Source organism: Rhizobium sp. SRDI969, from assembly GCF_025152725.1.
GTDB classification, from domain to species: Bacteria; Pseudomonadota; Alphaproteobacteria; order Rhizobiales; family Rhizobiaceae; genus Rhizobium; species Rhizobium leguminosarum_I.
In genome coordinates, this window is sequence record NZ_CP104035.1 from 748,438 (window position 1) to 761,833 (window position 13,396).

Consider the following 13,396-nt stretch of genomic DNA (forward strand, 5'->3'; position numbering starts at 1 on the left):
GAACCTAAGGCGCCTCAGAGAACGCCTTCCCAGGCCGCCAGTGCGGCAACGACGCCTGGCAGGTCGTTCATGCGGGAGATTGCCGTTTCGGCGCCGGCATCCGTCAATTTGTCGGCATGGGCGGGATAGCTGTGCGAGGCGCCGGTAAAGCCGATGACGCGCATGCCGGCGGCACGCGCCGCATGCACGCCGTGGACGGAATCCTCGACCACGACGACCTTGTCGGGCGAAACGCCCATCTGGCTTGCGCCATGCAGGAAGATGTCGGGCTTCGGCTTGACGCGGTCGGGGCCAAGATCCTTGGCGGAGAAAATATTCGGCGCAAACAGCGGCTTGAGGCCCACCTTGGTGAGCATCATGTCGAGCCGCTTGGTGCTCGAATTCGAGCAGATGCAGCGCTTCATTGCCAGCCTGGAGACGGCGAATTCGATGCCCGGAATGGCTTGGACGTCCTGCGCCAATCTGAGGTCGAGCAGATGCTCCGACTTGTCGAGCAGGGAGGCCGAAAACGGGATGCTTGCCTCGCGCTCGATCTGCAGCAGGATGTTGCGCCACGTCATGCCGGCGAAGCGCTCGCCCATTTCCTCGGCGCTGATCGGATATCCGGCCTCTGTCAGAAGTCCGGATTCGACCTCAGCCGCGATGATTTCCGAATCGACGAGAACGCCGTCGCAATCGAAGATGATGAGGTCGAAGCCGTCCATAATGTTCACGCCTTGCTGAAAGTCTGGGTCTTGTCCGGGAATGCTGCGGCTTTACACGATGCCCGGCCAAAGCTCAACCTGATCTCAAGCATGGCTGCGATGCGGCAGCCGCCCGGCTCCCTGGCGGTTGCCGGATCGGTCGTGTCGGGTTGACTTGGGACCGAACAATGGCGAGCAGATAGCAGCCGTCAGGCCGCCAGCTGCCCACCCCGACGTCCAGTTACAGATTGCGTCGGCGCTGTCGCCCGAAGCTTGAACCGGGAAACGAGTTCGCGCAGCGTGGCAGCTTCCTGGGCAAGCTGGCCGGATGCCGCGGTGGATTGCTCCACCATTGCCGCGTTCTGCTGGGTCACCTGGTCCATGGAGTTGACCGCGGTGTTGACTTCGGCAAGGCCGGTCGACTGCTCTCTGGCCGATACGGCAATTGCATCCATGTGCTGATTGATGCGGGCAATCTGTTCGCTGATCGCCTTCAGAACCTGGCTGGTGTCGAGAACCAGTTTGACGCCGCTTTCCACTTCCACCGAGGATTTCTGGATGTGGCCTTTGATTTCCTTTGCCGCCTGGGCCGATCGCTGGGCGAGCTCGCGAACTTCCTGGGCCACCACCGCAAAGCCCTTGCCGGCGTCTCCGGCGCGCGCCGCTTCGACGCCGGCGTTCAGCGCCAGCAGATTGGTCTGGAAGGCGATCTCGTCGATCACGCCGATAATGCTGGAGATCTGCTGGGACGAAGCCTCGATGCGGCGCATGGCCTCTTCGGCATGCGACACGACCTCCGAAGACTTGACGGCATTGCGGTTTGCATCGGTCGCTTCAGTGCGTGCCTCGTCGGTGCGCTTGCTCGAGTTCGAGACATTGGCGGTGATCTGGTCGAGTGCCGCGGCGGTTTCTTCGAGAGCGGCTGCCTGCTGTTCGGTTCGTTTGGACAGATCGCCGGCCCCGGACGCGATTTCCCTGGTGCCTTCGTCGATCGCGGCAATAGCGGTCGCGATCGCGCCGAGCGTCTGATCGAGCTGCCGGATCGACATGTTGAAATCATGCCGGAGGTTTTCAAAGTCCGGGGCGAAGGGCTCGTCGATCTGGAAGGCGAGATCGCCGGATGCAAGCCGCTTCAGGCCTGCGGCGAGGCCTGATGTCGCTGCCCGCAGCCGAACGGCTGCATCTTCGTCAGCCTGCTTTCGGGCCGTGATCCGCTCGGCTTCGCCCTGCAATCGGGCTGCCTCGGCGTCCTGCTCGAGTTGCTTGTTGGCAATCGCCGCCTGGCGGAAGACTTCGACGGCCGATGCCATCGTTCCGATTTCATCGGTGCGGCCGATCCCGCTGCAGGCAATGGCTGTGTCACCGCCGGCGAGCTTTTGCATATCGTTGGAAAGCGAAAGGATCGGCTTGGTGACGGTCTTGCGGGTCAGGAAATAGAGGCCATAGGCGAAGAGCGCGGCCAAGCCCAGAAGTGCTTTCAGAACGATATCGACCGAAGCTTTTATCTCGGAGCTGTGCTTGGAAATATCGTCCGACGCCGCCGTGATCTGGTCTCCGGCCTGTTCCATGGCCGTTTCCAGCGTCGAGAACTGCGCCATGAAATCCGGCAATGCCTTCAACGCCGCGGTGGGATCCTTGCCGGCGAGATCGACCATCGCAGTGGCGCTTTCCATATAGGCAAGCAGGGGACGTTCGACGCCGGCGAGGATCGTTTTGGTCTTGTCGTCGGTGGCAAGCGCCTTGTTGGCGTCGATCATCTCGCGGAACGACGCCTCGTGCTCCACCAGATCTGCCTTCACCGCGTCAGCGCCGATGCCCGCTGCCGGGTTGGATGCCAGCATCGATGCGAGTACGTCGGCGCGCAGCGCGTCGTGCATCATGTCGGCCTGCATGTGGTTGCGCAGAATTTGCGCTGACTGGCTGACATCGGCGCTGTTTGCGGTAAGAATGGAGGCCGACCAGATACCGACGCCTGTTGCGCCGCCTGCCAACCCGAAAATCGCAATACTCGCGATGATGATCTTATGCTGGATCGATGCCATGACAGGATTCTCACGTTGATTCAGAACGTGAGAATACCGGAACATGATTAATGATTTCTCAGCGTTACCTCACTTGGCTGAATTAAAACAACAGGTTGCATACCCCGTAACTCCGGGCAATGCTGATCCCTCTGGCGCCGTGGAGCTGATGTCTGCAACGGACAGCCGCGGGCGCCAGAAGGAGATGCGCGATACTTGTCTGCGAGGACGAGCCCCATCCGGCTATTGTTCCGGCAGGATGATCTTCTTATTGGTGGTGCTCTTGACCGGCTTCTCGCCGGGGACGTGCGACATCGTGCGTGTCGTGCTATCCAGCGTGCTCCCGTCGGTGCTGGTCTTTGTGCGAGACTTGCTGAACGTCCCTTTGTCCACAGCCTGGGCTTTGGTCTGGGCCTTCAGCTGGTCGCCATTGTCGTTGACGTGAGTCTTGCTTTGCGCCTTACCATCGGTCGTGGCTGCACTTCCCCCCGATCCAATCGAAGAGGTGGTGCCGTCGTCGGTCCGGCAAGTACCGGCGGTTCCGAGCGAGCTTGCGGATGTGTCGCCTGCCGAGGCGCTTCCGGCCGATCCGACCGTTCCGGCCGCGATGCAATCCTCGGCAAGGACGGCCGGGGTCGACGCCAGCAGCGCGATCGAGGCGGCCGCGATAAGGTTGATAGGTTTCATTGCTATCTCCTACTTCTTGGGTTTCGTAACCGAGCAGGTTCCGTCGGACCGTTTGGTGATGACGGTGCCGTCAGGCCGGGTAATGCTCGCCGTCGAAAAGCTGTCGACGCTTCCCGATCCGGCCGAGGAGCCGGCGGAGGAGGATGACGAAGAGGTACCGGTCGATCCGCCGCCGGTCGTGGTCGATGAGGAAACATGACCGTTACCGGCCGTTACGGTGGACGACATGTCCCCCTGCGACGACTGAGACTGGACGATGGTGCACGTCGTTCCGTCGTCGAGCTTGATTTCCTCGGACATTGCCTGTCCGGCGATCAGGGCGAGTGAAGCGCCCATTGCGATAGTGGAAAAGCTGGTCATTGGTCTATCTCCAAGGGATTGGCCGACGCCATAAGGCGCCGGCCGACATCGTCAGCAGTCTTTGGTGCCGGCGGCGTCCTTCTTGACCTGTCCGGGTGCACAGCCCTTCTTGCCCTTATTGTCGTGAGAGCTTCCCGCAGCGCTGCCGCCGGTGCCGACTGTGCTGCCGGTCTTGTCTCCGTCCGCTGACGAAGCACCGGTTCCGACGCTCGAGGCCGAGTTCGCGTCGCCCGAGCCTGCGGCGGAGCCGCCGGTGCCGACCGAGCTGCTGGAGGTGCCGCCGCCGGCCGACGAACCGCCGGTGCCAAGCGTCGAAGCAGACCCAGAGCCGGAGCCGGAGCCCGCAGCGGAGCCGCCGGTGCCGACGGTGCTGCTCGATGTACCGCCGCCGGCCGACGAGCCGCCGGTGCCGAGCGTCGAGGACGAGCCGGAATTACAGTTGGTAGCGCCGGCAGGGCAGGTGCCCCCGGCAGAGCTGCCACCAGTACCGATCGTGCTGCTCGCAGTTCCGCCGCCGGCCGACGAACCGCCGGTGCCGACGGTGCTAGACGATTGGGCGAAGCCGGAAACAGCCGTGCCGGCCAGAAGGGCGGCCGCCAAGGCCAGATGTGTTGCCTTCATCATGGTGTATTCCTCCGTTTGTTTCTAACGTGCCGTCGCATCCGGAATGGATGGATAGCTGTCTGACAAACTTGGCTCTCACCCCACTGTTCCTGTCTTAGGCCCTCAGTCGGATGGGCCTCAGACCTTGGTCCGATCCTCGCCGCCATGGTTGACGATCGAGCACGATGGGAGCGCGTTCCCGCCCGTCCGGCTGTTCGGAACTCCGACATTTCCTGGCTGGCGCGACACCATCCTCATTGCGGGCTCACCGGCTCGGGCGTAGCATGCGGGGCAAGAGGAGAGGGGAAATGAGGCTTGCAGCGTTCGTCCGGTCGGCGGCAGCCGTAGCGCTGCTGTTTGCCTCCACATCCACCGACGTCACCGCCAAGGGCGGCAAGCACCACCACAACCGAACCTGCGCCCAGATGCAGGCGATGATGGATCATGGTCTGACCGGCGGCAAACATGTCGGGGATGGGCCCGAAAAGAGAGCCAAGCTCGAAAAGAAGATGAGGAAGAAGGGCTGCTAAGCGCTGGGTAACCTGCGAGAGCCGACGACGGGTGCGTAGCTGCGCGAAATCAAGGAGGATGAAAGCATCCTCGGTGCAGCCGAGAGCAATCACGCGGCGCTGGCCCTCACGCCGGCGGCACGGCGGGCGCATGTGCGGCAGGAAGATGAAAAGAGGGCAGCTGCGTGAGGGCCGGGAAGGTTAAGCGGCGCGCTTGAAACCGTCGTGAGACGGCAAGATCCCGCGCATTTTCATCGGAACAAATCGAAGGAATCCCGGTTCGCACACCATCCCTGGTGAAGCAAAAAGGAGATTCCAATGCTTCTGAGACTGCTCGCAGTAACAGCGCTTTCACTTGGCCTGACAACGGCCGCCATCGCACAATCCGGCGGCGGCAGCGGCGGTTCCGGATCCGGCTCCGGCAGCAGCAGCGGCGCGTCCGGCTCCGGTAGCGGCAGCGGGTCGGATTCCGGTTCCGGCGGCACGGGATCCGGCAATTCGGGCTCTGGCAATTCGGGCGCGAATTCGACAGATGGAGGAGGCGCAGGAGGAATGAACGGCGTCAACAACTCCGGCGGCGATCCGGACGATTGCCAGCGCCAGCAGGCAGGCCAGCCCGGCAATTCGGCACCCTCCGGCACGACGACAAACAAGCCGGATTCCGCCACCGCCTGCCAATAGAAGACGCATCCGATTATGACTGGATCCCTGGCAGCGCCTCCACGGCAAGCTGCCTGAGCTGACGCCATGCTCCGGTTGTGCCTATTTGTGAAAAGCTATGACTGGCGAGCTGTCATCCGCAGAATGCTGCTCATCTGCGGTCGGCACGCTCCACCAGACCTCATCCTGAGGTGCGCAGCCCGCAGGGCGAAGCCTCGAAGGACACGCCGAGACGCTTCTCCTTGCCTCTATCAACGCCGGTGCACCCGCCTCGCCCTTCGAGGCCCTGCGGGCACCTCAGGGTGAGGCTCTCTTGGGTGCTGGCGTTCTGGGGCATTGGCGCAATGGGAGCCGGATGGGTGGTGAAGAGCTAGAGCCGGGATCGCGCGCCAACATTTTTTAGATCCGTCCCGACCTATGAATCGACCGGAAAAAGCATCAGAAATTGCCGGTCGCCTTCCGGTGAAAACAGGATGGAGCGGCTTTCCGCCGTGCGCCGCGCCCAGCCTTTGTCGAGGAAGCTCGAGAGTAGGGCCTTGCCGAGGCTGCCGGCCAGATGGGCGCGTCTTTCGCTCCAGTCGAGGCAGGAGCGGCAGAGCGGGCGGCGCGAGGATCTGAGGTCGCTGACATCGATGCCGATGCATTTGAGGTCGCTTTCACCTTTTTCCGTCAGCGCCAGGCCATCGCCGACCGCGTCGATCGATCCGGAAGCGATCAGGCTGTCGAGCATGCGCACGCCGTAATCGCCGGCAAGGTGATCGTAGCAGATGCGCGCCTTGCGCAGCCCCGGCTCCTTCGGGCCCGGCTGGTGACGCAGATGGCCGCGCCCGGCGGCAAAACCCATCATGCTTTCGATCAGCCGGGCAGCGGCTTCGTCGGCCAGCGTGAAATAACGGTGGCGGCCCTGCTTGCGCTGGGTCAGCAAGCCGCCGGCCTCGAGCTTGGCAAGATGCGTGCTCGCCGTCTGCACGGTGATGCCGCCGACGCCGGCAAGCTCGGTCGCCGTCAGCGCCCGGCCGCCGGTGAGTGCCGCCAGCATGTTGGCGCGCGCTGGATCGCCGATGAGCGCGCCGATCTGCGCAATGTCAGGACCTTCCTTCATAGTTCGATCGTAACCGAAGCATCGCAGTCACGCAATGTGCGAAAACGTGAAGAGCCAAAGGAGAAAACCATGATCACCTGCTTCATCCGATACGAGATCGACCCTTTCAAGAAGGAGGCGTTTGCCGAATATGCCCGCAACTGGGGCCAGGCGATTCCGAAGAACGGCGCCGACCTGATCGGCTATTACGGCCCGCATGAGGGATCGGCGACGACGGCTTACGGCGTCTACAATATCGAAAGCCTCGCCGCTTACGAAGCCTATCGTGCCCGGCTGGCTGCCGACCCGCTCGGACGCGAGAATTACGAATTTGCCAGACGCGAAGGCTTCATCTTGAAGGAGGATCGCATCTTTCTCAAAAATGTCTCCGCTCCTCACGCCAAGCTGGTGCTGTCATGATCGCCGTCATCTTCGAAGTCGTGCCCTATATGGGCGAACGCCACAAATATCTCGATCTCGCCGGCGAGTTGCGCGGCGAACTCGAAAAGATCGACGGCTTCATCTCGATCGAGCGTTTCGAGAGCCTGACGACACGCGGCAAGCTGCTGTCGCTCTCGTTTTTCCGCGACGAGGAGGCGGTGAAGGAATGGCGCAATCTCGAAGCTCACCGGGCAGCCCAGCAGGCCGGCCGCAGCGGCATCTTCGCCGACTATCGCCTGCGCATCGCCAGTGTGGTGCGCGATTACGGCATGTTCGAACGCGACGAAGCGCCGGCCGATAGCCGCAAAGTTCATGATGCCGCCTGATCGCCGGCGGCCGGCCGGCATCGGGCAACGTTTGCCGCTTACTCATCGGGCACCCGAATAAATTCCCGAAATCGGCCACCGCTTCAGGCTTTGGTAACTAAGTTGCGTAACCATAACGGACAGTTAAGCGTAGAGCGTATGAGTGAGTATTTAAATGGCATCAGTTTTTCCGCTTGCCGACCTCAAGGCTTCCGTCAAGTCGGATTCCCGGCCGGGATCCCGGACGGATTCCTGGGTTGACACGATCATCAAGGGCGACTGCGTCAGCGCCCTTGAAGCTCTGCCCAGCCACTCCGTCGATATCATCTTTGCCGATCCGCCGTATAATCTGCAACTCGGCGGAACGCTGCATCGTCCCGATCAATCGCTGGTCGATGCCGTCGACGACGAATGGGATCAGTTCGCCTCCTTCGAGGCCTATGACGCCTTCACCCGCGCCTGGCTGCTGGCTTGCCGCCGCGTGCTGAAGCCCACCGGGTCGATCTGGGTGATCGGCTCCTACCACAATATCTTCCGCGTCGGCGCCACGCTGCAGGATCTGAATTTCTGGATCCTCAACGACATCATCTGGCGCAAGACCAACCCGATGCCGAATTTCAAGGGCCGCCGTTTCCAGAACGCCCATGAGACGATGATCTGGGCAAGCCCCAGCGCCAAGGCCAAGGGCTATACCTTCAATTACGATGCGCTGAAGGCGGCGAATGACGACGTACAGATGCGTTCCGACTGGCTCTTCCCGATCTGCAGCGGCGGCGAGCGGCTGAAGGGCGAGGACGGCAAAAAGGCGCATCCGACGCAGAAGCCGGAAGCGCTGCTTGCCCGCGTCATCATGGCCTCGACCAAGCCCGGCGATATCGTGCTCGATCCCTTTTTCGGCTCGGGAACGACGGGCGCCGTCGCCAAGCGTCTCGGCCGCCACTTCGTCGGCATCGAGCGCGAGCAGGATTATATCGATGCGGCCTCCGCCCGCATCGCTGCCGTCGAGCCGCTCGGCAAGGCGGAACTGACCGTCATGACCGGCAAGAAGGCCGAAGTGCGCGTCGCATTCAACGTGCTTGTTGAAAGCGGCCTGATCAAGCCCGGCCAGGTGCTGACCGACGCCAAGCGCCGCTATAGCGCGATTGTCCGCGCCGACGGCACGGTAGCATCCGGCGGCGAGGCCGGCTCCATTCATCGTCTCGGCGCCAAGGTGCAGGGCCTCGATGCATGCAACGGATGGACCTTCTGGCATTTCGAAGACGGGCAGTCCCTGCGCCCGATCGACGATCTCAGGTCCGTCATCCGCAGTGATCTGGCAAAGGCGGAGTGAGCAGCGCCTTCGCCAGATCGAGATACCTTCTTCCGGTTTCCCTCCAGTTGCGGAAGAAGACCAAGGCGCCCGGGGTCAAACCCGGGCGTCCTCTTTTTTGTTTTGTGCAATTCGGACGCAAAACCGCTCTACACTTTTGCTGGAATTGCTCCAGTCAGAACTCCTGGTAGTCGGTGACCTCGACCCGAGTGACGCGGCCTTCCGCGTTGAAGGTAATCGTCTCCTCGCCCTCGCGGACCAGCGGCTTGCCTGATTTGCTGTGGGTGGCGCGTACCGACCAGACCGACCGGCCGGAGAGTGGCGTCAATGTTTCCACCAACGAATTTTCCGCAGTCTGATCGGGATAGTCGTCGAAATAACGCCGGAAGGCGGCCATGATCTCGGCGCGGCCGGTGAGGTCGCCGACGCCGTTCGAGACATAGGTCGCATCCTCGGCGAAATAGGCCTCGATTGCTGGAAAATCGAGGGCATTGATGGCGGCGTGAAAACGTTCGATCTCTTCTGCTGGGTCGAAAGTCATGGGTCTCAGACCTTCAATCCGTAAGCCGTGAGATCGCTGCGCAGCTTCTCGGGCCCCGAAAACAACACCGCATTCCAGCCGAAAGCCCTGGCGCCTTCGACATTGGCCGGCGCGTCGTCGATGAAGATCGTCGCTGCCGGATCGAGGCCGAAACTTTTGGTATGGGTCTCGTAGATGGCGATATCGGGCTTGATCAGACCGACATCGCCGGAAACCGTGACGCCGCGCGGTTTGGTCAGGAAGGGGAAGCGTTGCTGCGCCTCGCGGAACGTGTCGGAGGCGAAGTTTGTCAGCATCGTCACGTCGCGCCCTTCGGCAATCAGCCCTTCCATGATCGCGACGCTGTCGTCATAGGCGTGCGGCACCATCTCGTGCCAATATTTGCGGAAGGCGCGGATATGCTCCTCACGCGCCGGATGCTGTTTAATCAGCAGCGCTTCGGCCTCCGCCCAGGTGCGGCCGCGGTCCTGCTCGATGTTCCAATCATGGGTGCAGATATTGGCGAAGAACCAGTTGCGCTCGGTCTCATCAGGGATGAGGCGGCTGAAGGGAAGATGCGGATCGTAATGAATTAGGACTTTGCCGATATCGAAAACGATATGTCTTATGTCGGTTGTCATGGTCATCCCTTGGATGTTTTAAACGCGAGAGGAATAGCCGCTGCGATCGCTTTTTTCATGATTGTCGGCAGCGCCTGGGCTTCAAGATTTGTAACCGGCTCCCACCATCCGTCATTCGGGCCGTCATGCATGGCGACTTTGGTCGCAATCGCCGCGCGCCAGATCGAAAGCCTGAGTTCGAAATGGGTGAAGATATGGATGACGGTGCCGGAGGCCTGCCATGCCGCTTCGAAGGGCGCGGCGACAGCCGAGGTCTCGCCGTCGATGCGCGCCGTCCACGCCGTCGTCGGCACCTCGGTCATGCCGCCGAGCAGGCCACTGTCGATGCGCCGCCTGAGCAGGATCTCGCCATCAGCGGTCACCGCGATGAAGGCCGCGCCATACCTGACCGGCTTCTCCTTCTTTGCCGCCTTCACCGGAAAAAGCTCGGGATCGGAAAGCTTCAGCGCCTCGCACGCACCACGGAACGGACAGAGCGAACAGGCCGGTCGTTTCGGCGTGCAGATCGTCGCGCCGAGATCCATCATCGCCTGGGCGAAATCGCCGGGCCGTGTCTCAGGCGTCAGCAGCGCCACCTTCTCTCTCATCGCGGGTTTGGCGGCCGGTAGCGGCGTGGCGATCGCATAGAGCCTGGAAATCACCCGCTCGACATTGCCATCCATGACAGCCGCCTGCCGGTTAAAGGCGATTGCCGCGACGGCGGCGGCCGTATAGTCGCCAATTCCGGGCAGGGATTTGAGGCCCTCTTCGGTATCGGGAAAGATACCGCCATGCTCGTTCGCCACCGCTTCGGCGCATTTCTTCAGGTTGCGGGCCCGCGCATAATAGCCGAGCCCCGCCCAGGCGGCCATGACAGCATCGTTTTCGGCTGCGGCAAGATCGGTCACCTCGGGCCAGCGCTGGAGAAATCGTTCGAAATAGGGTTTGACCGCCTGCACCGTCGTCTGCTGCAGCATCACCTCGGACAGCCAGACGCGATAGGGGTCGGGTTTGACGCCGCGGGCCGCCATACCGGGCGAAACGCGCCAGGGCAGGTCGCGGTGGTGGCGATCGTACCAGTCGAGCAGGGGCTTGGCTGAGGGCGTGTCGAATGTGGTGATCGTCATGATTTGCCGCGATGGGGGGAAGTGCCTATACTTGGCGAAGCAATGCCGCGCGATCAAGTCGCCTGTGCGAATTGGCATGCGAATTGGCGGCGTCGCCGAAGGGTTTCGATGAGTTATCCACGCAAAGGTGCAAAACAGATCTCCGAGCTGGCGAACGGGCTGATCGATCCCGTGCTTGCCCGGCGCGCCGGCATCAACACGGCGCTGCTCGGCTCGTGGAGCGAAATCGCCGGCGAGGATTTCGCCGATTGCACTCGGCCGGAAAAGATCGCCTGGGCCCGCGGCGGCAATGAGACCGGCGGCTTCCGCCCCGGCGTGCTGACGATTGCCTGCGAAGGCGCGCGCGCGCTGTTCCTCACCCATGCCCAGGGCGAACTCATCCAGCGCATCAACAGCTTCTTCGGCTTTGCCGCCGTTCACCAGATCCGCATCGTCCAGAAGCCGGTCTCACAGGCCATCCGCCGCTCCCGCACCCCGCCGCCGCTAAAGGGCGAAGCCGCCCGCAAGCTCGAAGGCATGATGGACGGGATAGAGAACGACAAGTTGCGCCAAGCGATCCAGCGCTTAGGGACGGCGGTGATGGGCAAGCGGGGAAATCAACGCTGATGAGCAAGACGCCCAAGTTTACCGGCAACGCGCTTAGTTTTTTGATCCTGCTTCGACAAGCTCACGGGTTACAGCGAATTCCGTCCTGCCCGAGATCGAGCTATAAGGCTCGCACTGTGTGATTGCATCGGCGATCAACGGGGCTGCCGTTTTTTCCCATTCGGAAGGCGGCGTGCGGAAGTTGATCGATAAAAAGTCCGCAGATCCGTCCTTGATTACCGCAACAACTATGAAGTCATAAGCGCTCGGCGCGTCCGCAGGCAGCTTTAGACATTTAAGCATCTGATTGAAAACAACATTGCCGCCCTCTTCAGAGGCAAGCACGCTCGTGACGTTCATGGCCGATACGATAGAGGCAATAAGCAAGCCGTAGAGAAAAGTCTTAGTCAAAGAATGCATTCAAAATTCCCCTTGAATAGTCGTCTGCTATACCTGTAGAGCAGACGGCAGAAAAGTCATGCTGGTCTTGGAGTTGCCCCCTGATATCGAAGCGCGGCTGATTGAGCTTTCGAGGCGTACCGGCCGCAGCAAGAGCTTCTATGCGCGGCAAGCCATCCTCGCGCATCTCGACGACGTCGAAGATATCTATCTTGCCGAAAGGCGCCTCGAAGAACTTCGTCGCGAAGAGAGCGATACCGTGCCGCTGGCCGAGCTGTTGGCGCGTCATGGCTTGGATAACTGAGTTTCATCGAGCAGCCGGTACGAGGTAGGCAACCCTTGCGATCTCTGCAGGTGAAATCGGGCAAAAGCTCCAATCTCGCAATTTTTGATCTATGGTCTTCCCGCGGTCACAATTCTTTGAAGGAAGTTGGCGAACCGTGCCTTGTGAGTGGCCGCCAGCCGTTATATCGCACAGTCATGCCGTCAATCTCATATTTATGGGGAATCCATGCAGATGTCCGAAATGCAACTGACGAAACGCCGCTTGCTCAGCGGTATCGCCATCGCCGCAGCTGCCGTCGCGCTTGTCGCCTGCAACGACAGCAAGGACGCTGCCGATGCTTCGTCCTCCGGCAAGACCATGGCTGACGGCACCAATGTCGACACCGTGCAGACGGCCGCCACCTCGGCGACCGAAATGCCGCAGTCCGATGGCGATGTCGACATGGCGGAAGTGCTGAAGCCCGGCGCGCTGCCGGAAATGGCGCTGGGGAAGGCCGACGCCCCGGTCAAGATCGTCGAATATATGTCGATGACCTGCCCGCATTGCGCCCATTTCCACAACACCACCTTCGATGCGATCAAGCAGAAATACGTCGATGCCGGCAAGGTGCAGTTCATCATCCGCGAGTTCCCCTTCGACCCGCGCGCTGCCGCAGCCTTCATGCTCGCCCGCTGCAGCGCCTCCAATCCGGAGCAGTTGAGCACGCCGGAACAGTATTTCCCGATGGTTTCGATGCTCTTCAAGCAGCAGCAGGTCTGGGCCGCCGCCGATGATGGCCGCGGCGCACTGCTGCAGATGTCGAAGCTTGCCGGATTTACTGAGGATAGCTTCACGAAATGCTTGACGAACCAGAAGCTTCTGGATGAAGTGAACGCCACGCGGGAAAGAGGTTCCAAGGATTTCGGCGTCAACGCCACACCGACTTTCATCATCAATGGCAAGCGCTACTCTGGAGACATGCCGGTTGACACCATGTCGAAGCTCATCGACAGCCTGCTCTGAACCGGATCGTTTCGATAGAACGGGCGACGGCGAAAGCCGTGCGCCCGTTTTTCGTTTTCAGCGCAGTTTGCAGGTGTGGCCCCCTCATCCGCCTGCCGGCACCTTCTCCCCGTTGGGGCGAAGGGGATTTGCCGCAGCGTCTCGATTCCCTCTTCTCCCCAGCGGGGAGAAGGTGCCCGTAGGGCGGATGAGGGGGCT

The 13,396-nt window shown here is 61.5% G+C and carries 18 protein-coding genes; 8 read left to right on the plus strand and 10 right to left on the minus strand.

Going from position 1 to position 13,396, the window contains the following annotated elements:
- Positions 1-14 precede the first annotated feature (14 nt).
- From N2A41_RS03590 to N2A41_RS03610, 5 genes are all read right to left on the minus strand, one after another.
- A complete protein-coding gene (locus N2A41_RS03590) occupies positions 15-704 on the minus strand; it encodes an HAD family hydrolase (protein ID WP_017963159.1) in 690 nt (229 codons plus the stop codon).
- Positions 705-892: 188 nt separating this feature from the next.
- A complete protein-coding gene (locus N2A41_RS03595; protein WP_222387139.1) occupies positions 893-2,725 on the minus strand; it encodes a methyl-accepting chemotaxis protein in 1,833 nt (610 codons plus the stop codon).
- A gap of 222 nt (positions 2,726-2,947) precedes the next feature.
- Positions 2,948-3,391, minus strand: a complete 444-nt coding sequence (locus N2A41_RS03600) for a hypothetical protein (protein ID WP_162119400.1) — start codon at positions 3,389-3,391, stop codon at positions 2,948-2,950.
- Between the two features lie 9 nt (positions 3,392-3,400).
- The gene (locus N2A41_RS03605; protein WP_260110300.1) at positions 3,401-3,751 is read right to left on the minus strand and encodes a hypothetical protein; all 351 of its coding nucleotides are present in this window, start codon (positions 3,749-3,751) and stop codon (positions 3,401-3,403) included.
- Positions 3,752-3,802: 51 nt separating this feature from the next.
- Complete coding sequence (locus N2A41_RS03610; protein ID WP_260110301.1) at positions 3,803-4,375, minus strand: hypothetical protein; 573 nt, start codon at positions 4,373-4,375, stop codon at positions 3,803-3,805.
- A 287-nt stretch (positions 4,376-4,662) separates the two neighbouring features.
- Between N2A41_RS03610 and N2A41_RS03615 the strand changes: the two genes are divergently transcribed.
- Together N2A41_RS03615 and N2A41_RS03620 are read left to right on the plus strand one after the other, a co-directional pair.
- Positions 4,663-4,884, plus strand: a complete 222-nt coding sequence (locus N2A41_RS03615; RefSeq protein ID WP_222387140.1) for a hypothetical protein — start codon at positions 4,663-4,665, stop codon at positions 4,882-4,884.
- A 297-nt stretch (positions 4,885-5,181) separates the two neighbouring features.
- Positions 5,182-5,544: an oxidoreductase gene (locus tag N2A41_RS03620; protein WP_260110302.1), complete on the plus strand. Its 363-nt coding sequence runs from the start codon at positions 5,182-5,184 to the stop codon at positions 5,542-5,544.
- Positions 5,545-5,938: 394 nt separating this feature from the next.
- On the opposite strand, the gene N2A41_RS03625 is transcribed toward N2A41_RS03620, so the two are convergent.
- A complete protein-coding gene (locus N2A41_RS03625; RefSeq protein WP_260110303.1) occupies positions 5,939-6,625 on the minus strand; it encodes an ArsR/SmtB family transcription factor in 687 nt (228 codons plus the stop codon).
- Between the two features lie 69 nt (positions 6,626-6,694).
- Here N2A41_RS03625 and N2A41_RS03630 point away from each other — a divergent pair, with 69 nt between their 5' ends.
- From N2A41_RS03630 to N2A41_RS03640, 3 genes are all read left to right on the plus strand, one after another.
- Positions 6,695-7,024 (plus strand): NIPSNAP family protein, encoded by a 330-nt coding sequence (locus tag N2A41_RS03630; RefSeq protein ID WP_164055556.1) that lies wholly within the window; start codon positions 6,695-6,697, stop codon positions 7,022-7,024.
- Positions 7,021-7,371 (plus strand): antibiotic biosynthesis monooxygenase family protein, encoded by a 351-nt coding sequence (locus N2A41_RS03635; RefSeq protein ID WP_260110304.1) that lies wholly within the window; start codon positions 7,021-7,023, stop codon positions 7,369-7,371. Before N2A41_RS03630 ends, N2A41_RS03635 begins: the two co-directional genes overlap by 4 nt.
- A 154-nt stretch (positions 7,372-7,525) precedes the next feature.
- Positions 7,526-8,680, plus strand: coding sequence for a site-specific DNA-methyltransferase (locus N2A41_RS03640; protein ID WP_170259767.1), 1,155 nt, complete (start codon positions 7,526-7,528; stop codon positions 8,678-8,680).
- Positions 8,681-8,834: 154 nt separating this feature from the next.
- Here the strand turns inward: N2A41_RS03640 and N2A41_RS03645 are convergent, their stop codons facing one another.
- Genes N2A41_RS03645 through mutY form a run of 3 tightly spaced genes read right to left on the minus strand, consistent with a single transcriptional unit; the run spans position 8,835 to position 10,926 of the window.
- The gene (locus N2A41_RS03645; RefSeq protein WP_170259768.1) at positions 8,835-9,200 is read right to left on the minus strand and encodes a nuclear transport factor 2 family protein; all 366 of its coding nucleotides are present in this window, start codon (positions 9,198-9,200) and stop codon (positions 8,835-8,837) included.
- A 5-nt stretch (positions 9,201-9,205) separates the two neighbouring features.
- Positions 9,206-9,820 carry an HAD family hydrolase gene (locus tag N2A41_RS03650; protein ID WP_260110305.1) on the minus strand — a complete coding sequence of 205 codons (615 nt, stop codon included), beginning with the start codon at positions 9,818-9,820 and terminating at the stop codon, positions 9,206-9,208.
- 2 nt (positions 9,821-9,822) lie between these two features.
- Positions 9,823-10,926, minus strand: coding sequence for an A/G-specific adenine glycosylase (gene mutY / locus N2A41_RS03655; protein ID WP_260110306.1), 1,104 nt, complete (start codon positions 10,924-10,926; stop codon positions 9,823-9,825).
- Between the two features lie 108 nt (positions 10,927-11,034).
- Between mutY and N2A41_RS03660 the strand changes: the two genes are divergently transcribed.
- Positions 11,035-11,532 carry a DUF721 domain-containing protein gene (locus N2A41_RS03660; RefSeq protein ID WP_222387144.1) on the plus strand — a complete coding sequence of 166 codons (498 nt, stop codon included), beginning with the start codon at positions 11,035-11,037 and terminating at the stop codon, positions 11,530-11,532.
- Between the two features lie 33 nt (positions 11,533-11,565).
- Here the strand turns inward: N2A41_RS03660 and N2A41_RS03665 are convergent, their stop codons facing one another.
- Complete coding sequence (locus N2A41_RS03665; protein ID WP_260110307.1) at positions 11,566-11,931, minus strand: hypothetical protein; 366 nt, start codon at positions 11,929-11,931, stop codon at positions 11,566-11,568.
- Positions 11,932-11,989: 58 nt separating this feature from the next.
- Here N2A41_RS03665 and relB point away from each other — a divergent pair, with 58 nt between their 5' ends.
- Both relB and N2A41_RS03675 read left to right on the plus strand, forming a co-directional pair.
- On the plus strand, positions 11,990-12,214 hold the full coding sequence (gene relB, locus N2A41_RS03670; protein WP_260110308.1) for a type II toxin-antitoxin system RelB family antitoxin: 225 nt from the start codon (positions 11,990-11,992) through the stop codon (positions 12,212-12,214).
- A 207-nt stretch (positions 12,215-12,421) separates the two neighbouring features.
- Positions 12,422-13,198, plus strand: a complete 777-nt coding sequence (locus N2A41_RS03675) for a DsbA family protein (protein WP_222387146.1) — start codon at positions 12,422-12,424, stop codon at positions 13,196-13,198.
- Positions 13,199-13,396: the final 198 nt, after the last annotated feature.

Excerpts from the sequence above, each read along its gene's own strand:
- N2A41_RS03635 (WP_260110304.1), top strand. The coding sequence starts at position 7,021 with ATGATCGCCGTCATCTTCGAAGTCGTGCCCTATATGGGCGAACGCCAC.
- N2A41_RS03615 (WP_222387140.1), top strand. The coding sequence starts at position 4,663 with ATGAGGCTTGCAGCGTTCGTCCGGTCGGCGGCAGCCGTAGCGCTGCTG.
- mutY (WP_260110306.1), bottom strand. The coding sequence starts at position 10,926 with ATGACGATCACCACATTCGACACGCCCTCAGCCAAGCCCCTGCTCGAC.
- N2A41_RS03660 (WP_222387144.1), top strand. The coding sequence starts at position 11,035 with ATGAGTTATCCACGCAAAGGTGCAAAACAGATCTCCGAGCTGGCGAAC.
- N2A41_RS03625 (WP_260110303.1), bottom strand. The coding sequence starts at position 6,625 with ATGAAGGAAGGTCCTGACATTGCGCAGATCGGCGCGCTCATCGGCGAT.
- N2A41_RS03645 (WP_170259768.1), bottom strand. The coding sequence starts at position 9,200 with ATGACTTTCGACCCAGCAGAAGAGATCGAACGTTTTCACGCCGCCATC.
- N2A41_RS03630 (WP_164055556.1), top strand. The coding sequence starts at position 6,695 with ATGATCACCTGCTTCATCCGATACGAGATCGACCCTTTCAAGAAGGAG.
- N2A41_RS03600 (WP_162119400.1), bottom strand. The coding sequence starts at position 3,391 with ATGAAACCTATCAACCTTATCGCGGCCGCCTCGATCGCGCTGCTGGCG.
- N2A41_RS03590 (WP_017963159.1), bottom strand. The coding sequence starts at position 704 with ATGGACGGCTTCGACCTCATCATCTTCGATTGCGACGGCGTTCTCGTC.
- N2A41_RS03640 (WP_170259767.1), top strand. The coding sequence starts at position 7,526 with ATGGCATCAGTTTTTCCGCTTGCCGACCTCAAGGCTTCCGTCAAGTCG.
- N2A41_RS03620 (WP_260110302.1), top strand. The coding sequence starts at position 5,182 with ATGCTTCTGAGACTGCTCGCAGTAACAGCGCTTTCACTTGGCCTGACA.
- N2A41_RS03665 (WP_260110307.1), bottom strand. The coding sequence starts at position 11,931 with ATGCATTCTTTGACTAAGACTTTTCTCTACGGCTTGCTTATTGCCTCT.
- N2A41_RS03610 (WP_260110301.1), bottom strand. The coding sequence starts at position 4,375 with ATGATGAAGGCAACACATCTGGCCTTGGCGGCCGCCCTTCTGGCCGGC.
- N2A41_RS03650 (WP_260110305.1), bottom strand. The coding sequence starts at position 9,820 with ATGACAACCGACATAAGACATATCGTTTTCGATATCGGCAAAGTCCTA.
- N2A41_RS03605 (WP_260110300.1), bottom strand. The coding sequence starts at position 3,751 with ATGACCAGCTTTTCCACTATCGCAATGGGCGCTTCACTCGCCCTGATC.
- relB (WP_260110308.1), top strand. The coding sequence starts at position 11,990 with ATGCTGGTCTTGGAGTTGCCCCCTGATATCGAAGCGCGGCTGATTGAG.
- N2A41_RS03675 (WP_222387146.1), top strand. The coding sequence starts at position 12,422 with ATGCAGATGTCCGAAATGCAACTGACGAAACGCCGCTTGCTCAGCGGT.
- N2A41_RS03595 (WP_222387139.1), bottom strand. The coding sequence starts at position 2,725 with ATGGCATCGATCCAGCATAAGATCATCATCGCGAGTATTGCGATTTTC.